Here is a 16048-nt window from a genome sequence, read left to right as displayed (position 1 = left end):
GTTTCCACCAACACTGCCGGCGGCCGCAGGTTCTTCATCATCGGAGGCATGGATGTCGCAGCGCCACTAGAGGCGCTATCCACGAGGGTCAGAGATCGGGGCGAATCTTGCTGCCGATGTGTGCGAGCCGGATCCCCCGCTCTTCCGGAACCAGACGGAAGTAAACGCGGCCCATGCCCGGCGTGAAGCGCGCATGCAGCTCGAAGAGCCGAGTGAAGCCGTCCATGTCGCTGAACCAGCAGACCTTCTTCCGTGTCCGGCTCTCCGGAGTGACCTTGGTCTGCCACTCCGGTTCGGGCCTTGTCTCCGGGTCCCACAGAGCCACAGCGGCCTCCAGACGCTCCAAACAGCGCCGGACGGGCACGATCCAGTGCGGGTCAAGGCCAGTGAGCATAGCCTCGGTACACGGCAGGAATTGGAGATGCGGGTACAGGCCGTCCTTGCGTTCCCAGATCTGGCGGCCAGTGGCCGCTCTCGCCAGGCTCGACTCTCGGATCCAGGACCGGTGATCGTCGGCATGCGGAACGGCGGACAAATGACGGGCTTCCACATTCGCATGTTCGACCTTCAGCGTTCCGTCGTCGAGTTCGACGAGTTCACTTCGGTCGAGAATGACGAAGGGTGCTTCCCACTGGGGGGCCACCGGCAGGCTGACGGCCATACCGTCCATGAAATGCGCGGCCCCCAGCCCCAGGGCCACGTCACCATGGTGACGGTATTCGAGATTGCCGTCAGCGTCCGGCGCCGGATAAACGCTGCGGATCGGAGATCTGTTCCGAAGGCTGAGAAGACGCTGCCATCGAGCGTGGTTCTTGGGGCTGCTGCCGATCCATTTGCCGATCGAGTAACCCTCGGCTACCTCCAGAGCCTTGAGATCCACTTCGCTGACCAAGGAGGTATCCGTCGGGTCCTCCTTCGCAACGGCACGCACCACGTCGACAAAGCCCGCCATGGCGGCATCGGCACGCGGCCGGTCGCAGGCCGTCGCCCAGGATTTCTCGTTCAAGAACAGCAGCGGCACGTGCTCCCCCTCACTTCCATCTCCCCGCCCTCAGTCAAGCAGCTGCTCGAGCGAGTTCTCCCACTCGTCGAAGAAACCGGCCGGCCATTGCGCGAGCATGCCCTCCTCGTCGACGCGAGGGGTGATGACCTCTGCACCCGCACCGTTACCGCGGAAGAAGTGGATGATCGCGTCATCCGGGCGCAAAGCTCCTCGTTTGACGGCGATGCGAATGCCGTTGAGGACATGGTCGCTATGGGTCTCGACGACCATCTGGGCCCCGGTGGCCGCGGCCGCAGAGATCAGTGCCGCCATCCTGCTCTGCCCCTTGGGGTGCAGGTGGGCCTCGGGGTTCTCGAGCAGGATCAGACTTCCAGGGGCCGCAGTGAGACACGCCACCACGATCGGCAGAGCGTAGGTGAGCCCGAAGCCGACGTTGGTGGGGCGACGACGACGTGTGGCATTGATTCCGGCGGTGCCGCCGAAGCCATACGAGAGGCGGACAAAATCGGTCCCCTCGATTGCGGAGGCCTGGACGTTCACCCCGGGGCACAGTTCCTGCATCCAGGCAACGGCCTGATCGAGCAGCCGAGAAGAGGTGGCTTCGGAGTGACGGAGCGGCCCGTCCGGAATCTCGCGGTCGGCGTGATGCCGGAGGTAGTTGACAGTGTGCTCACCCCGCACCCCGAGGAACCCTCGGTCAATGGCGATCTGGCGGGAGCGTGGGTAAGTGACCGCCGGAGTGATTCGGTCGGCATGGAGGTACTGAAAGGGCGCTTCCAGCAAGGACACGTCGCCGGGGAAGTCGTACGCCTCCATCGCGTCTTCATCGGGCTGCTCAAGGTCGTACCGGGCGATGAAACGGCCGGGCGCGTCCTCTTCGAGTACGAAGCCCACGACCGGCGCCTCCGTGGCGAGCAGGTCGTCCGCATGACCGAAGTCGTCATGCAGAACGTCCCGGGCCGTCCCCAGTTCCACCAGCTCGCCGTTGAGCAGCAAGCCCTCCTGCGGGAGAGTCACACGACCGTCACCGAATGACTGACGGAGCAGAGCGAGGGCCTGGAGGACGCTGCTCTTTCCGGACGAGTTTAGGCCGGTAAGGAGAGTCAACGGTCCGAGGGGGAGTTCCAGACGGCGGAACGCCTTGAAGTTGACCAGTGTGAGTCGATTGATCACTGCAGGCCGTCTCCGTATTCGAGGATGTCACCGAACAGCGCATGTACGGCACCGAATCGCATCCGTACCTTCTTGGGGTCGCCAGTGGCCACAGAGATAGACCGTTCGAATTCGGTGTCCTCCATGAGATCCGAGAAGGCGCTGAGAGCATCCAGTTGTCTCAGCTTGCTCTGCTGGTCCGGACGGAGGTCGGCCAGGTTCACGGCGATCGTCTCGAACAGGGCTTTATTGATGGGCGATTTACGCTGCTGATGTCGACGGTATTTCCGGAAGGCGTGGGCCCCGAAGATCTCCTCGGCTGCCCCCATTGCCCTGGTGAAGTCACGTCCAAGTTGGTCGAGTTCTTCTGGTTGCAGACGATTGACGCGGTGCATGGCGTCCGCGAGGAAGCCGTCGAAGTCGCCGGTGCGGTATCCGTCTGGCGGAGTGAGACGGAAGGCGAGAAAGCGAAGAACCATTTCGCGGTCGGCCATCCGATCGCCGACCACGCTGTGGCCGGTGGCGCTGCGGAACTCCTCGGATCCGGCCAGTTCGGCGAGGAAGGTGCGAGCACGCCCCGGAATGAGCGCGTGCCGAATTTCCTGGCGGGTCAGCGGCTCCCCGCCAGTGTTGATACGCGCGAAGATGTTGAACATCACTGGTTCCGGGGTGCCGCGCCGGATGACGTGCACGACGACCTCAGTCTCGCGCAACCGGATCTGCAGCTTTCCGGAGAGGTCCGCCAGATTGGCTCCGGTGAAGTTACGAAGGTATTCCAGGCCCGATAGCTTCAACGGTTCCGCTTTGACTGTCTCGGCATCGAAGAAACGAGCGATGGAGGTCAGGCGCTGGATACCGTCGACGATGGCCCAGCTTCCGTCCTTCTGCTCGGCCGCATAAAAGGACGGGATGGGGATACGCAGAAGCAGGGACTCGATGAGGCGGCTCTGCTTCTCATCCGTCCAGATGCCGGCCCGGCGCTGGAAGTCGGGCGCGAGGTCGATCATCTCGTTCCGGAGCCGGGAGAGCAGCAGGTCGACAGTGGTCGTCCGAGTCTCGATATCAATGTGCTCGGGATCAAAGGGTGAGGTGATCCGGTCGGCACCCTCGTCGGTGTCCTCCCGCTCGACGTCGGTGGGCTGGCCGTCGGATGCGGTCTCCCGGGCATAGGCGTCGTCGGAACCGACGGCTCCCTGCTCCCCTGCCACATCCTGGTACCGCTCATAGACCGACCGTCGGTCCCGCGTGCGCCCCTGGCTGCTGTCCTCCAGCGCGGCCATCTCGCCTCGTCGCCCTCACTCTCGTGTCGTGCCGAGTGCCTCTGGCCCTGAACGCCTTCACCTTACCTCCGCGTAGCGGCCGAGCGGTCGGCGGCGAGGAACACCTTGGTCGACGGAAGACATCGGCACAAGGCAACTGGCCCGAGCGCGGCACGAATGAGCACCACGCCCGGGGCATCCACTTGTCAGGCCGGCGTGGGGCCGTTGTCGAAGCCATCCGGGTCCATGTATAGGTGCAAAGTCTGCTTGAGCGCCGCGATAGCGGAACGCTGCCGAGACACCATCGCTTCCAAGACCGCGTTTCGCGCTTCGGCCTTCTCCGCGCGGGCCTCGGACTCAGCCTTGGCTTTCTCCAGCTTCTCCTGCCGAGCAGCCATACGCTCCGGCGTCGACAGCCCGCCCTTGCGCCGCGGTACCGGAACACCGCGCTCGATCCTGCGGCTCTTGACCCAGTTCTGCACGGTCTGCCGGGGAACCCCGCACTCGTCGGCGACTTCACGGACCATACGACGCCCGTCGATGACCTCGTCCGCGAAGGCCGCGCGCTCGGCAGCAGTGAAGCGTGGCTTGTTGGTCATAAATTCCCCTTGTCGTAGGAAACGTCGCCAGGGAAACGTTCTCTACTACGGAGAGACACTGATCGCGGCAGCAACTCACACGATAGTGTGATCAACCTGTCGGCCCTCCCGGCGCCCGGAGCCGCCCCAGGGCTACACGGCGGCCTTTGCCGGAGCCAAATCCCCCAAAGCACTCTCGATCGCCACGCTGCCCTGCGGTACGGCAGCGGCCACCATCCGCAGGTCGTCTCCGGTCAAGTACCGGTAGCTCTGCGGCGGATGGAACGCCCCGGAGGCTCGCAGCGCCGCGAGGGGTACGGGAAACTCGAAGGACACGGCCCCTTCCAGCGTCAGACCGCTGGCCCGCGCGGCGCCGGACATGTACTCGTCGTACTCGCGTCGACTGATGCCGGCACTCGCGCGACCGGCCGACCAGACCTCACGGGGGGAAGCCACGTGAACCGAGGCGATCCGCGCCGCGCCGACGATGGCCATCGTCGGCGCCGTCGCATACAGAAGTACAGGAATCCCAGGTGGTGCTGCGACGCGCCGGCGACGAACCTCCACCGTTTTCGTCCCGGCCAGAATCGCCGCCGCGAACCGGGGGTGGACGGACAGCAGCATCGCGCGCTCCGGATCGCTCACGACTTTCGGTGCCCCTCTTGATAGACAGCTTGAAACAGCGCGCTACTGATCTTCGACAGCGACATCAGCGACAACCGTAGCCCCAGCTCCTTGGCCAGTGCGGTCAACCGCGCATGCGTCACCTGCACGGGGAAAAGCTCCGTGTCCGAGAACCGCAACGCCATGACCCTGCCTGCCGGCCCGGCGTTCGCCCGCAGTTCGGCACGACCATATACGCCCAAGTGTTCGAATCGCGAGAAGAGGGTGTCAGGGGCGTCGATGACTACCTCGTCCAGCCGTGAGCAGCCGATCACCACCTTGCCTTGCCTGCCGCCTTTTCCTCCGCTGACGTACCAGAGAAGCCGGGCAGGGGCACTCTCCCCTCGACGGCCGGCGGATCGGTAGTAGACGTGCTCCCGGCTGATGCCGAGGACGTCGTCGCGCGGCACGAGCATGGCCGGCACGTTGAAGAGCTCCGTCGACCAACGAGGCTTTACCGGTGCGATGAACGAGGGGAGGGCGGTGTCGACGAGCTTCGCAGGCCACCAGACACGCTCGGCTACACTCGCGACCTCCGGTGAGATCGAGGCATCAAGGCACGGCGTCCTTCTCCCGAGTCCCGCCCCAATCGTCGCCGCGGTCGCGGAAACGATTTCAGCTGTCGTGCATACGTCCACCAGCAGGGCCACGAAGCCCGTCTCGTCAGCGGTGAAACCGTCGGGTGCGGCCGCGGCCACCGCGGCCGGGGAGAGGAACGGGTCCGAGATGCGTACGCTCTCGGCCTCTCGCTCTCGCCCGAGCCGCTTGAACATGAAGAGCAGGTGTCGAGCGAGGGTCTCCTCCAGCGGGTGGGACGCGGTCCGCAGAATCGGAACGTGCAGAGTCCGACCGTCCAACGCCCAGGCATAGAGGGCCACGGGATTCCCCTCGCCGTCCCGCAGCAGCTCTCGACGCCAGAGCACATCGTTTCGAGACAGGTCCTTCAGGCGCCATATGAACGCGGCTCCCCGGTCGCTGCCGGACTGGTCGAAGAAGGTGACGAACTCCTCCTCCTTTCCGGGCTCAACCTCTTCGGCGGAGAAGGCCGTGCCCATGAGGTCGGCGGGACGGTAGACCTGGGCTTGGTGAAGCTCATCCACATGAAGCGTCACCGCCGCCGGTGACACGACCTTGACCCGGGCCACGTCCCAAGCGAGCCCGGCGAGATCAGCCCACTCGGGGTCGCGCGTCACCAATACCTGAAGTCCCGAGCAGGAAGTCTCCGCCACGTATCGCAAGCGGCCGCGCAGCCTCCGATCCTGCACGACTTCCGGCAGGGTTCGGCTCACCGCTGTGAGCAGCTCCTGCAGGCGGGCCGAGACCATGCCCCCGTCGGGCAGCAGCTCGCGCAGTTGGGAAAGGCCGGCACGTTGATGGTTCCGCTCCTCCCGGCCCTCCACCTCTCTTACGTCAAGGAGGAGCTGCGGTGTGTAGGCCAGCTCGACAAGGTCGGCGAGCCAGCCGGCTTCAAGAGCGCGCGACTCATCGACATCACGCTCATCGCCCGAACCACGAAGCCCGGCGAAGACGGTGTGATCGACGGTCACGACGAGCAGAGCGTCGCTCTGCGCCTCCTGAAACAGATGCTCGTGGCCAAGGTCCAGCCACCAGGTGTCCAAGGTCTCCTTGTCGCCGCCCCGGCCGATGCCCTCGCCTTTCGGGACGAAGCCCAGACCGCTCCACATGGTGCTGAGCCCGTAGTCGCGTCGGCACCTGGCCCGAATCCCCAGCCGGTGTCCTTGACGACGGCGAAGCTCGGCGATCAACATCCGTGCGATCCCGTTGCCCCGGTGCTCCTCGGCCACACAGAGGTGGACCAGCCGCACGTGCTGACTTCGCTTGGGCAGGCCGAAGAGCGCATAGCCGACGAGTTCTTCGTCAGCCATTGCGACGAGCAGCCCGCCGTCATCTGCGTACTTGCGGTATGCGGGGGTGTGAGCAGTCCAAGCCACTTGGTGTATCGATCGCCCAGAGAAATGGCGGCCCCCAGCAGTTCTGGTTGCTCACCCGTCACTGGAAGAACCCTGATATCCATCTCCGCCCCTCCGGTTCGTTCAACGTCCCAAGCGATACTGCCCAAGACCGAACCGGCCGAGCCACCGGTCAGTGGAACCAACCAGTTGGACAACAGCCGTCGCCGCCGTGCTTCCAGCCGGACCTGTGGCGTGATCTCAGCCCCTCCGCCCCCGTCGCGACAGCCGGTCCGCCGCGAAGGCGAGGGGTGGGGCGAGGAACATGAAGAGCCAGTTGCCCGTGGCGTAGCTGACGCCCGCGGCGGCGATGGCGCCTATGGGGACGCCCAGGACGGTGCCCGTGAAGCGGTCGGTGCGGGCCGGACGGGTGGAGTCGGTGCGGGCCGGACGGGCGGAGTCGGTGCGGGTGGGGAGGCCGAGGGGGCCGCGGTGAGGGGGTGGGGTGGTGGGGCGGGAGGCCGGGGGCGTGTTCGGGGTGGTGTTCGTGAAGGACGGGTGGGGTTCGGGGAGGTCCTTGAAGAGGGCCTGGACGTCGGCCTGGGTGCGGGCCTCGTTGAGGGCCTCGGCGCGCTCGCCGTACTCGTCGATGGTCAGCCGGCCCTGGCGGCTGTGCGTGGTCAAAGCATCGAGGGCTTCCTCGCGCTCGTCGTCGCCGATGCGGAGCTTGGTTCTGTCGAGCTTGGTCACGCGCCTGATCCTATCGTCGGCCGGAATGGGCGAGTCCGGTTGTGTCGGGTAAGGGGAGGGAGGGGCGCGCCGTCGTCCCGGCGCGCCCCCGCTGCCGTCAGGCCAGGCGCAGTTCGGGGTTGTAGAGGTCGAACCAGACCGCGACGTCCAGCGCGCGCTCGATGCCGTTGCGGGCGCCCAGCGGCATCTCCGTGGCGTCGATCGCCAGCACCTGGCGCAGCCAGCCCTCGTTGACGAGCTGGAAGGCCGGGTGGCCGGAGTCGGTGAGGAGGTCGCGGGCCTGCTTCTGGAGGGCCTTGACGTAGTCCGGGTCCTGGGTGGAGGGGTAGAAGTTCTTCGCCCGCTCCACCACGGACCGCGGCAGGCGGTCGCGGGTGGCGGCGCGCAGGAGGGACTTCTCCCGGCCGTCGAACGTCTTCATCGACCAGGGGGTGTTGTAGACGTACTCGACCAGGCGGTGGTCGCAGAACGGCACCCGGACCTCCAGGCCGGCCGCCATGCTCATGCGGTCCTTGCGGTCGAGCATGGTGCGGACGAAGCGGGTGAGGTGGACGTACGAGCTGCGGCGCATCCGGTACTCGAAGTCGCTCTCACCCTCGACGGTGCCGACCTCGGCGCTCACCCGGGCGAAGCTCTCGTGCAGGTGCCCGCCGAGGTCGAGGGCGCCGAGGACCTCGGGGCGGACGACGCCGAGGGGGCTGTAGTCGCCGTTCTCGCCGAGGTTGATCAGCCAGGGGAAGAAGTCCGCCTGCTGGGCCGCCGGGTCGTGGAACCAGCGGTAGCCGCCGAAGAGTTCGTCGGCGGACTCGCCGGACAGGGCGACCGTCGAGCGCTCGCGCACGGCGCGGAAGAGGAGCAGCAGGGACATGTCGATGTCGCCCATGCCGGCGGGCAGGTCGCGGGCGGCGACGACGGCGCGGCGCAGCTCGGGGTCGGCGAGCTGGCGGTGGTCGATGAGGATGTCGGTGTGGTCGGAGTTCACGTGTCCGGCCACGTCGTGGGCGAAGGGGGTGTCCCGGGCGACGCGCAGCTGGTCGGGGGTGAAGCTCTCGTCGTGGCTGGTGAAGTCGACGGCGAAGCTGCGCAGTCGCTCGCCCTTGGCGCTCAGGTGCCCGGCCGCGAGGGCGGTGATGCTGCTGGAGTCCAGGCCGCCGGAGAGCAGGACGCAGCGCGGGACGTCGGCCACCAGCTGGCGGGCGACGGCGTCCTCCAGCAGCTCGCCGACGCGGGCGACGGTCTTGTCGGTGTCGTCGGTGTGGCGGTTGGCCTCCAGGCGCCAGTAGGTGTGCTCCCGGTGCCCGTTGCGGTCGACAGTCACGATCGTGCCCGGCTTGACCTCGGACATGCCGGCCCACACGGCCTGGCCCGGGTCCTTGGTGAAGGTCAGCAGCTCGCGCAGGCCGGCCACGTCGACGACGCGCTCGGCCAGCGGGTTGGCGAGGATCGCCTTGGGCTCGGAGCCGAACAGCACGCCGTCGGCGGTCGGGTAGTAGTAGAGCGGCTTGATGCCGAGGCGGTCGCGGACCAGGACCAGCTTCTCCGTGCGGCCGTCCCACACCGCGAAGGCGTACATGCCGTTGAGGTGCTCGGCGACCTTCTCGCCCCACTCCAGGTAGGCGTGGAGGACGACCTCGGTGTCGCTGGTCGTGCGGAACCGGTGGCCGCGGCGGCCCAGTTCGTCACGCAGCTCGGTGAAGTTGTACGCCTCGCCGCTGTAGGTGAGGGCGACGGTGCCGGCGGGCGTCTCCTCGACCATGGGCTGCTTGCCGCCCTCCAGGTCGATGATGGACAGGCGCCGGTGGCCCAGCGCGATGTGGCGGTCCGTCCAGACGCCGTACGCGTCGGGGCCGCGCAGCGCCATCGTCGCCGTCATCGCCTCGACGGTGGGGCGCTCGCGCTCGAGGTCGCGGCCGTAGGAGAGCCAGCCTGCAATTCCGCACATGGTGGTTGTTCACCCGATTCTGGGGTTGTGAAGTGGTCGTTCGGCCGAGGGGCCGGCTGTCTACCGGTTCTGGTACTCGGTGATCGCGAGGCCCAGCCGGCGGACCCCTTCCGCGATGCGTTCCGGGGTGGGGTAGCTGAAGGAGAGCCGCAGTTCGCTCCGGCCGCGTCCGCTCCCCTCCGCGTAGAAGGCGCTGCCGGGGACGTACGCGACCTTGTGCCGCTCGGCGTACGGCATCAGCGCGTCGGTGTCGACGCCGTCCGGGACGGTGACCCAGACGAAGAAGCCGCCTTCGGGCCGGGTCCAGCGGCTGCCCTCGGGCAGGTGCTCGGCGAGCGCGGCGAGCATGGCGTCGCGGCGGACGCGGTAGCTGTCCCGGTAGGTCTCGATCTGCGCCCGCCAGTCGTGCCGGGCCAGGTAGCGCGAGAGGACGGCCTGGGTGAAGGCGGGCGGACAGAGAGTCGTGGACTCCGCGGCCTGCACCAGCTTCTCCCGGACGGCGGCCGGGGCGGTGACCCAGCCGATGCGCAGTCCGGGGGCGATGGTCTTGGAGAACGAGCCCAGGTAGACGACGTTCTCGGCGTCGAGCGAGCGGAGCGCGGGGAACGTCCGTCCGTCGAGCGCGAGCATGCCGTACGGGTTGTCCTCGACGACGAGGACGTCGTGCTCCGCGCAGATCGCCAGTACCTCGGCGCGCCGCTCCACGGCGAGCGTGACGCCCGCGGGGTTGTGGAAGTTCGGCACGGTGTAGAGGAACTTGGGCCGCCGCCCCACGCGTTCGGCCTCCCGCAGCGCGGCGCGCAGCTCGTCCGGGACCAGCCCCTGGTCGTCGACCGGCACCTGGACGACGTCCGCCCGGTACGAGGCGAACACGCCGAGGGCGCCGATGTAGCTGGGGGCCTCGGTGAGGACGAGGTCACCGGGGTCGCAGAAGATGCGGGTGACCATGTCCAGGGCCATCTGCGAGCCGACCGTGACGACGACGTCGTCCGGGTCGGCGGTGATGCCCTCCAGGCTCATCACCTCGCAGATCTGCTCCCGCAGCTTGGGCAGACCCTGGGCGGAGCCGTACTGGAGCACGACCTTGCCGCCGAGGGAGACCAGTCCGGCCGTCTCCTCGCCGATCGCGCGCTGGGGCAGTCCCTCCAGGTTGGGCATGCCGCCGGCGAGCGACACCACGTCGGCGCGGCCGCGCACGGCGAAGAGGGTGGGGATCTCCGAGGGCTTGATGCCCTCGGCGCCGCGGGCCATCCGGGCGAGGTGCCGGTCGCCGGGCCGCGGCGGGGTGGTCGTCGTCATCCGGGTGCCCCCTACGCGGCCGAGGAGGTGACGGCGCCGACGACGGCCCACAGGCCGGCGACCGAGGCGAACGCCTCGAAGGTCAGCTCGGACTCGGGTATGCGCACCCCGTACTCGGTCTCCAGGTCCATCAGCAGGCTGATCATGCCCATGGAGTCAAGGCCCAGGTCCATGAGGTCGGCCTCGGGGAGGAGAGCCTCCTCGGCGGGGAGGTCGGGGAGGTTGCGGCGCAGGACCTGCTCGAAACGGTCGTCCCACTGCGTGCTCATGTACGGTTCCTGTTCGTTCGGTGACTGCTTGTTGCCCATGTGTGTGCCGCTCGTCAGCTCAGTTGTGCGGCGAGTGCCTTGCGGTCCGGCTTGCCGTTCCCCGTGAGCGGGATGGCGGGGACGGCCAGGACGGCGGCCGGGACCTTGGCGGCCTCCAGGCGGTTACGCAACTCACGTCGCACGACGGCCGGTTCCGGCTCTCCGACGACGAAGAGGGTGAGGTCCCGGGTGCCGTCGGGCGCGAGGGCCACGGCCTCCCGCACGCCCGGGACGTCCAGGGCGGCGGCCTCGATCTCCAGGGTGCTCACCCGCATGCCGAGGCGCTTGAAGATGTCGTCGCGCCGGCCGGAAAAGTAGAGGTGACCGTCGGCGTCCTGGTGGCCGTAGTCGCCGGTGAACAGCCGGACCTCACCGGTCCGTTCGCACCGCCGGAAGCGCTGGGCCGTCTGCTCGGGGGCCCGCCAGTAACCCGACATCACATGCGGTCCCCGGACGACGAACTCGCCCGTCTCGCCCGGCGGCAGCGGCCGGCCCTCGTCGTCCACCACCAGCACCTGGGTGTCCGGCAGCGGGCGGCCGACGGAGCCGGGGCGGTCCAGGTCCTCGTCGGGCTCCAGGACGGAGACGCGCTTGCACTCGGTGATGCCGTACATCAGCGACACCGCGGCGCCCGGGAAGGCCGCGCGGAGTGCCGCCACCGAGGGCGGCGGCAGGGCGGCGCCGGTGTTGGTGAACAGCCGGACGGACGTGGGCTCCGGGTCGCGCTCGGCCAGCCGGACGAGCATCTCGGCCAGGGACGGCACGAGGGGGACGACGGTCGCCCCGGTCTCGCGGACACCGCGCAGCAGCATCACGTCCGGGACCTCGCCCGGCACGACGAGTTCGGCGCCGGCCAGGGCCGCGAGGAAGACCTGGTAGAGGCCGTAGTCGAAGGAGAGCGGGAGCCGGCAGTACACCACGTCGTCGACGCGGTAGCGCAGCCGGGCGGCGACGGCCCGGGTCGCGGCCAGCACCTGGGCGTGCTCGGAGACGACGGCCTTCGGCCGGGAGGTGGTGCCCGAGGTGTACATCAGGAGCGCCACGTCGCGCGAGATGGCGGCGGTGGCGACGGGGGCGGGCTCCTGGGCGGAGATCTCCCGCCACGCCTCGTCGAGGCCGAGCACGGGGCGCGCGGTGAGGGCGCGGACCGCTTCGGCGTGCGCGGGGTCGGTGACGATCAGCTCGGGCTCGGAGTCCTCGACGACGCCCCGCAGTTGGAAGTCCTTCATCGCGGGGTTGACCGGGACGAGGACGGCGCCCAGCGCCACCGTGCCGTACAGCAGCGCCAGGTACTCCCGGCCGCTCGCCAGGCGCACCATGACGCGGTCGCCGTGCCCGACGCCGCGCCCGGCGAGCCACGCGGCGGCGCGGCGGCTGTGCGCGGCGAGCTGGGCGTAGCTCCAGCGGCCGGCGGCGTCGCGGACGGCCGGGCGGTCGGGGTGCTCCCCGGCCGCCCTGGCCAGGAGGTCGTAGACGGGTGTGTTGCTCATGTCGGCTGGTCCCCCACGGTGGCCGGTCGGTTGTCGGTTGGGGTGCGGGTGGCGGTTTGGGTGCGGGTTCCGGTTGGAGTGCGGGTGCCGGTGACGGTCGGGGTGAGGCTCGCGGCCGGGGCACGGGTTTCAGTCGAGGCGTGACTCACGGCCGGAGCACGGGTGTCGGAAGAGGTCCGGGTGTCGGCTGCGGCACGGACCCCCCGTCCCGCCCGGGCGACCGAGCGGTCCCGGCGGGCGGCGCCGCGGGACACCGCCATCGGGTCCCAGTCGGCCGGGCGTTCGGGCAGCAGCGCGGGGTCGGTGAACACCGCGCCCGCGTGGGCCTCGGCGAGCAGCCGGCGGCCGGTCACCCGGGCCGCGCACAGGATGCCGCTGATCGCCACGCCCGCGATGCCGCTGCCGTAACGGCTGCTCTGGCCGACCACGTACAGCCCCTTGACGCTGGTACGGGCCTCCGGCCGCATGCCGAACGGCCCCCAGGAGGCGAGCCCGTACGGGGTGCCGCCGGTCGAGGAGATGTAGCGCTGGTGGGTCAGGGCGGTGGCCGTCTCCAGGTGGACGGCGCTGTCGCGGATCGGGCCGAGGGCCCGTTCGGCGGCGGTGAGCAGCAGCTCGGTGACGCGTTCCTTCTCCGCCGCGTAACCGGGGTCACGCCGGTAACCGCCCTGCTCCGGAACACCGTAGCGCAACGCCAGCGGCGCCATGACCTGGAGGTTGGTGTGCCCGGGCGGGCAGACGTGGGGCGACTCGGGGTCCTTCAGGGAGGCGAAGGAGAGGAAGGCGAAGGGGAGTTCGCCGGACGGGCAGCCCTCGGCCACCTCGCGGTAGGCGGCCTCGACGTCCCAGCCGTTGTGCCACCAGAGGTTGGCGTTGGGGCGGTCGGAGAAGTCGCGGTCCAGACCCGCGTACAGCACCGCGACCGGCAGTCGCATGGTCGCGTTGCGGGTGCGCTTGACGAGGGCGGGCGGGAAGTGCTCGGCGCCGGCCAGCTCCAGGATGGTGCGCGGGTAGTCGGCGTTCGAGACGACCAGGGGCGCCTCGATCTCCGTACCGTCCGCGAGCCGGACGCCGCGCGCGGTGCCGCGCTCAATCAGGACCCGCTCCACCCGGCTGCGGGTGCGCAGTTCGCCGCCGCGCGCCTCCAGCGCCTCGACGAGCGCCGCCACCAGCCCCTGGGCGCCGCCCACCGGGTAGTAGGCGCCGCGCAGGTAGTGGTCGAGCACCGAGACGTGGGTGAAGACCGAGGTGGTGCTGGGCGGCGAGCCGTAGTTGGCGGACTGGGCGGCGAGCACCGTACGGGCACGCGGCGACAGCCCGCAGTGGTCGAACAGGTCGTGGAGCGTGCGGCGTCCCCAACGTCCCGTCAGGGGCATCAGCTTGAGCATCCGAGGGTCGTCGAGGTCCATGTCGGCGAGGAGGGCCGCGTGCTTCTCCTCGCCGATGGCCGCGCAGATCGCCGCGAACGCGTCGATGCCCTCGGCGTCCCCGGGCAGCGCCCGCTTCAGCCGCTCCCGGTAGCGGTCCCAGCCCGCCGGGACGCGCAGGCCGAGGCCGGGCAGGGCGAGTTCGTCGAAGCCGTCCGGGTCCAGGGCGCGGAAGGCCACGCGGTCGGCGAGACCGAGGCCGGAGAGGATGGCGGGCAGGATGCCGCCGGGTCCGCAGTCACCGACGTAGTGCAGGCCGACGTCGAACTCGTAGGCGCGGCGGCGCCGGAAGGCGTGGGCGTTGCCGCCGGCCACGTCGTGCTGTTCCAGCACGAGCACCCGGCGTCCGCAGGCCGCCAGGTAGCCGGCGCAGACCAGGCCGCCGAAACCGCTGCCGACGACGACTGCGTCCCACTGCTCCCCGGGGCGGTGCCCGTTGTCCCCCATGGTGGTCACTCCTTCGTCAGCCGGTCCGGGCCGGCAGACCGGTCAGTTCTTCTTCGATCAGGTCGAGCAGGGCGTCCGCCCTGGCCGCCATGCCGGGTTCGTTGCGGCACGAGAGGCCGATCTCGGTGCGGCCCGGCGGCTGGTAGACGGTGAGGAAGGCCGGGGCGTACGGCACGTGCATGGGCAGCGAGTACGCGGTCACGGCCGTGAAGCCGCCGCCGGAGAGCGCGTCCACGTCGACCTTGCCCAGGTCGGAGACGACCAGCGTGCAGGGGTAGGTCTGCCGCTGCTCCCGGGTCGCCCGGGCCGCGCCCAGCGTGGGCGCCATGCCGGACGACGTGACGGGGAACGCGCCGATCGACGACAGCTCCTGCCGCTCGAACATGGCCCGCAGCAGCCGCCCCTGGATCTGCGCCCGGCCGGCGCCGGCCGGGACGTCGACGAACAGCGGCAGGCTGAGGTTGGCCGTGGACGCGATCGACGGGTCGTGGCGGCGGATGTTGACGGGGACCATGAAGCGGCAGTCCTCGTCCGGCATCAGCGCGCACATCGCGGCGGCCGTCCTGGCCACCACGGCGTTGTGGTTGCCCTCGACGGTCCTCCGGCGCCACACCCAGGGCACGTCGGAGGCGGCCCCGGTGTCCTGGCCGGCGGGCAGCCGGTCGAAGGGGTTGCGGCACTCGGGGGCCGGGCCCGGGGCGGGCGCGGCGGTGCCGAAGCGCTTGACGACGCCCGACTCGGTCTCCACCGACGGCGCGCCCTCGGGCTCCTCGCCGCGCAGGGCGCGGAAGACCTCCTGCGCCCAGGTCATCACGCCCTTGCCGTCCATGACCGCGTGGAAGGCCCGGAAGACGATCGTGGCGGGCTCGCCGGAGAGCAGCAGCACCTCGCAGTTGGGGCCCTTGACCGGGCTGAACGGGCGGCGCAGCACCTCACTGCCGGCCGTGTCGAAGGCCCGGCGGTCGAGGGCGGTGCCGTCCGTCTCGACGACGGGCGGGGTGATCCCGCTGTCCACCCAGCGGTTGCCCCGCTTGACCAGACGGGCGCCGGGGCACGCCTCCGACGCCACGGCGACGGCGCGCCGGAGCTCCTCGGCGGTGACGCCGCCCCGGCCCTCCACGAAGATCTGGATGGCCATCGGGGGTGTCACCAGCGCGCCGGCGAGATACCCGCGTTCGGTGGGCGAGATCGGCCGGCTGTAGCCGGCGTCGGCGCGGCGTGCGCGGCTGACGGCGGTCATCGCTGCGTTCCTTTCGTTCCGGTGAGGCTTTCGGGGACGGGGTCGGGGGCGGGGGCGAAGGCGCGGGCGGGGGCAGGGGCGGGGGTGGGAGCGGAGGCGCCGACGGGGTGGCGGGGCTCGGGGCGTTCACCGGGCACGTGCTCGGGGTGCCACCCGGTGACGTGCTCGGAGTGCCTCCCGGTGGCGCGCTCGGGGTGCCCCGCGACGGCGACGGCGTGCTCGGGGACGGGCGGGTGCCCCGCGGGCACGTACTCCGCCGGCACCAGCGGATGCCCCCCGGCCACGCGCTCCGGGACCAGCGCATGCCCCCGGCCGCGTACTCCGGTACGGGCCACCGCTCCCCCGGCCCCTCCGGCGGCAGCGGGCGGATGCACAGCGGGACTTGGGCCGCCAGCGCGACCCAGGTCCCGGCGTGGGCGCCGGTCAGGGTGGCGCTCCACAGCCACCACCCGTCGCCCGCGTCCCGCCAGCCCGGCCGCCAGGCGGGCAGCGGGTCCAGCCGTTCGGGCCGGACGCCCGCCGTGCCCCGGGCCTTGAGCAGGGCCTCGACCTCGGTCCACTCGCGGAGCGTGGCCGCCGA

14 protein-coding genes are annotated in these 16048 nt (G+C 69.9%); all 14 read right to left on the bottom strand.

Translation table 11 applies throughout. The features are described from left to right. Positions 1 to 88: 88 nt before the first annotated feature. The 14 genes from ACQEVS_RS25770 to ACQEVS_RS25705 all read right to left on the bottom strand — a co-directional run bounded on the left by ACQEVS_RS25770 (position 89) and on the right by ACQEVS_RS25705 (position 15803). Positions 89 to 1021, bottom strand: a complete 933-nt coding sequence (locus ACQEVS_RS25770; protein WP_433023979.1) for a hypothetical protein — start codon at positions 1019 to 1021, stop codon at positions 89 to 91. A gap of 30 nt (positions 1022 to 1051) precedes the next feature. Then, complete coding sequence (locus ACQEVS_RS25765; RefSeq protein WP_433023977.1) at positions 1052 to 2176, bottom strand: AAA family ATPase; 1125 nt, start codon at positions 2174 to 2176, stop codon at positions 1052 to 1054. Continuing rightward, positions 2173 to 3435, bottom strand: a complete 1263-nt coding sequence (locus tag ACQEVS_RS25760; RefSeq protein WP_433023975.1) for a DUF262 domain-containing protein — start codon at positions 3433 to 3435, stop codon at positions 2173 to 2175. Before ACQEVS_RS25760 ends, ACQEVS_RS25765 begins: the two co-directional genes overlap by 4 nt. A 185-nt stretch (positions 3436 to 3620) precedes the next feature. Then, positions 3621 to 4013, bottom strand: a complete 393-nt coding sequence (locus tag ACQEVS_RS25755; RefSeq protein WP_433023973.1) for a transposase — start codon at positions 4011 to 4013, stop codon at positions 3621 to 3623. A 132-nt stretch (positions 4014 to 4145) separates the two neighbouring features. Then, positions 4146 to 4637 (bottom strand): ASCH domain-containing protein, encoded by a 492-nt coding sequence (locus tag ACQEVS_RS25750; protein WP_433023971.1) that lies wholly within the window; start codon positions 4635 to 4637, stop codon positions 4146 to 4148. Further along, entirely contained in the window at positions 4634 to 6607 is a 1974-nt protein-coding gene (locus ACQEVS_RS25745) for a GNAT family N-acetyltransferase (RefSeq protein WP_433023969.1), read from the bottom strand. The genes ACQEVS_RS25750 and ACQEVS_RS25745 overlap by 4 nt, the downstream gene beginning before the upstream one ends. A gap of 219 nt (positions 6608 to 6826) precedes the next feature. Then, positions 6827 to 7315 (bottom strand): DUF1707 domain-containing protein, encoded by a 489-nt coding sequence (locus ACQEVS_RS25740; RefSeq protein WP_433023967.1) that lies wholly within the window; start codon positions 7313 to 7315, stop codon positions 6827 to 6829. Positions 7316 to 7412: 97 nt separating this feature from the next. After that, a complete protein-coding gene (asnB, locus tag ACQEVS_RS25735; protein WP_433023965.1) occupies positions 7413 to 9257 on the bottom strand; it encodes an asparagine synthase (glutamine-hydrolyzing) in 1845 nt (614 codons plus the stop codon). A gap of 60 nt (positions 9258 to 9317) precedes the next feature. Continuing rightward, entirely contained in the window at positions 9318 to 10556 is a 1239-nt protein-coding gene (locus ACQEVS_RS25730) for a PLP-dependent aminotransferase family protein (RefSeq protein WP_433023963.1), read from the bottom strand. Positions 10557 to 10567: 11 nt separating this feature from the next. Then, complete coding sequence (locus tag ACQEVS_RS25725) at positions 10568 to 10825, bottom strand: acyl carrier protein (protein WP_433023961.1); 258 nt, start codon at positions 10823 to 10825, stop codon at positions 10568 to 10570. Between the two features lie 53 nt (positions 10826 to 10878). Next, positions 10879 to 12354: a class I adenylate-forming enzyme family protein gene (locus tag ACQEVS_RS25720; RefSeq protein ID WP_433023959.1), complete on the bottom strand. Its 1476-nt coding sequence runs from the start codon at positions 12352 to 12354 to the stop codon at positions 10879 to 10881. Further along, a complete protein-coding gene (locus tag ACQEVS_RS25715; protein ID WP_433023957.1) occupies positions 12351 to 14228 on the bottom strand; it encodes a phytoene desaturase family protein in 1878 nt (625 codons plus the stop codon). The genes ACQEVS_RS25720 and ACQEVS_RS25715 overlap by 4 nt, the downstream gene beginning before the upstream one ends. Before the next feature lie 16 nt (positions 14229 to 14244). After that, positions 14245 to 15468, bottom strand: a complete 1224-nt coding sequence (locus ACQEVS_RS25710) for a hypothetical protein (protein WP_433023955.1) — start codon at positions 15466 to 15468, stop codon at positions 14245 to 14247. Further along, positions 15465 to 15803 carry a hypothetical protein gene (locus ACQEVS_RS25705; RefSeq protein ID WP_433023953.1) on the bottom strand — a complete coding sequence of 113 codons (339 nt, stop codon included), beginning with the start codon at positions 15801 to 15803 and terminating at the stop codon, positions 15465 to 15467. Before ACQEVS_RS25705 ends, ACQEVS_RS25710 begins: the two co-directional genes overlap by 4 nt. Between the last annotated feature and the right edge of the window lie 245 nt (positions 15804 to 16048).

The organism is Streptomyces sp. CA-181903 (assembly GCF_050937075.1).
Lineage (GTDB): Bacteria > Actinomycetota > Actinomycetes > Streptomycetales > Streptomycetaceae > Streptomyces.
This window is presented reverse-complemented; position numbering and strand designations above follow the sequence as displayed.

What these genes read in the sequence shown, in the direction of transcription:
- ACQEVS_RS25730 (WP_433023963.1), bottom strand. Translation starts at nt 10,556, where the DNA reads ATGACGACGACCACCCCGCCGCGGCCCGGCGACCGGCACCTCGCCCGG.
- ACQEVS_RS25755 (WP_433023973.1), bottom strand. Translation starts at nt 4,013, where the DNA reads ATGACCAACAAGCCACGCTTCACTGCTGCCGAGCGCGCGGCCTTCGCG.
- ACQEVS_RS25720 (WP_433023959.1), bottom strand. Translation starts at nt 12,354, where the DNA reads ATGAGCAACACACCCGTCTACGACCTCCTGGCCAGGGCGGCCGGGGAG.
- asnB (WP_433023965.1), bottom strand. Translation starts at nt 9,257, where the DNA reads ATGTGCGGAATTGCAGGCTGGCTCTCCTACGGCCGCGACCTCGAGCGC.
- ACQEVS_RS25715 (WP_433023957.1), bottom strand. Translation starts at nt 14,228, where the DNA reads ATGGGGGACAACGGGCACCGCCCCGGGGAGCAGTGGGACGCAGTCGTC.
- ACQEVS_RS25760 (WP_433023975.1), bottom strand. Translation starts at nt 3,435, where the DNA reads ATGGCCGCGCTGGAGGACAGCAGCCAGGGGCGCACGCGGGACCGACGG.
- ACQEVS_RS25725 (WP_433023961.1), bottom strand. Translation starts at nt 10,825, where the DNA reads ATGAGCACGCAGTGGGACGACCGTTTCGAGCAGGTCCTGCGCCGCAAC.
- ACQEVS_RS25710 (WP_433023955.1), bottom strand. Translation starts at nt 15,468, where the DNA reads ATGACCGCCGTCAGCCGCGCACGCCGCGCCGACGCCGGCTACAGCCGG.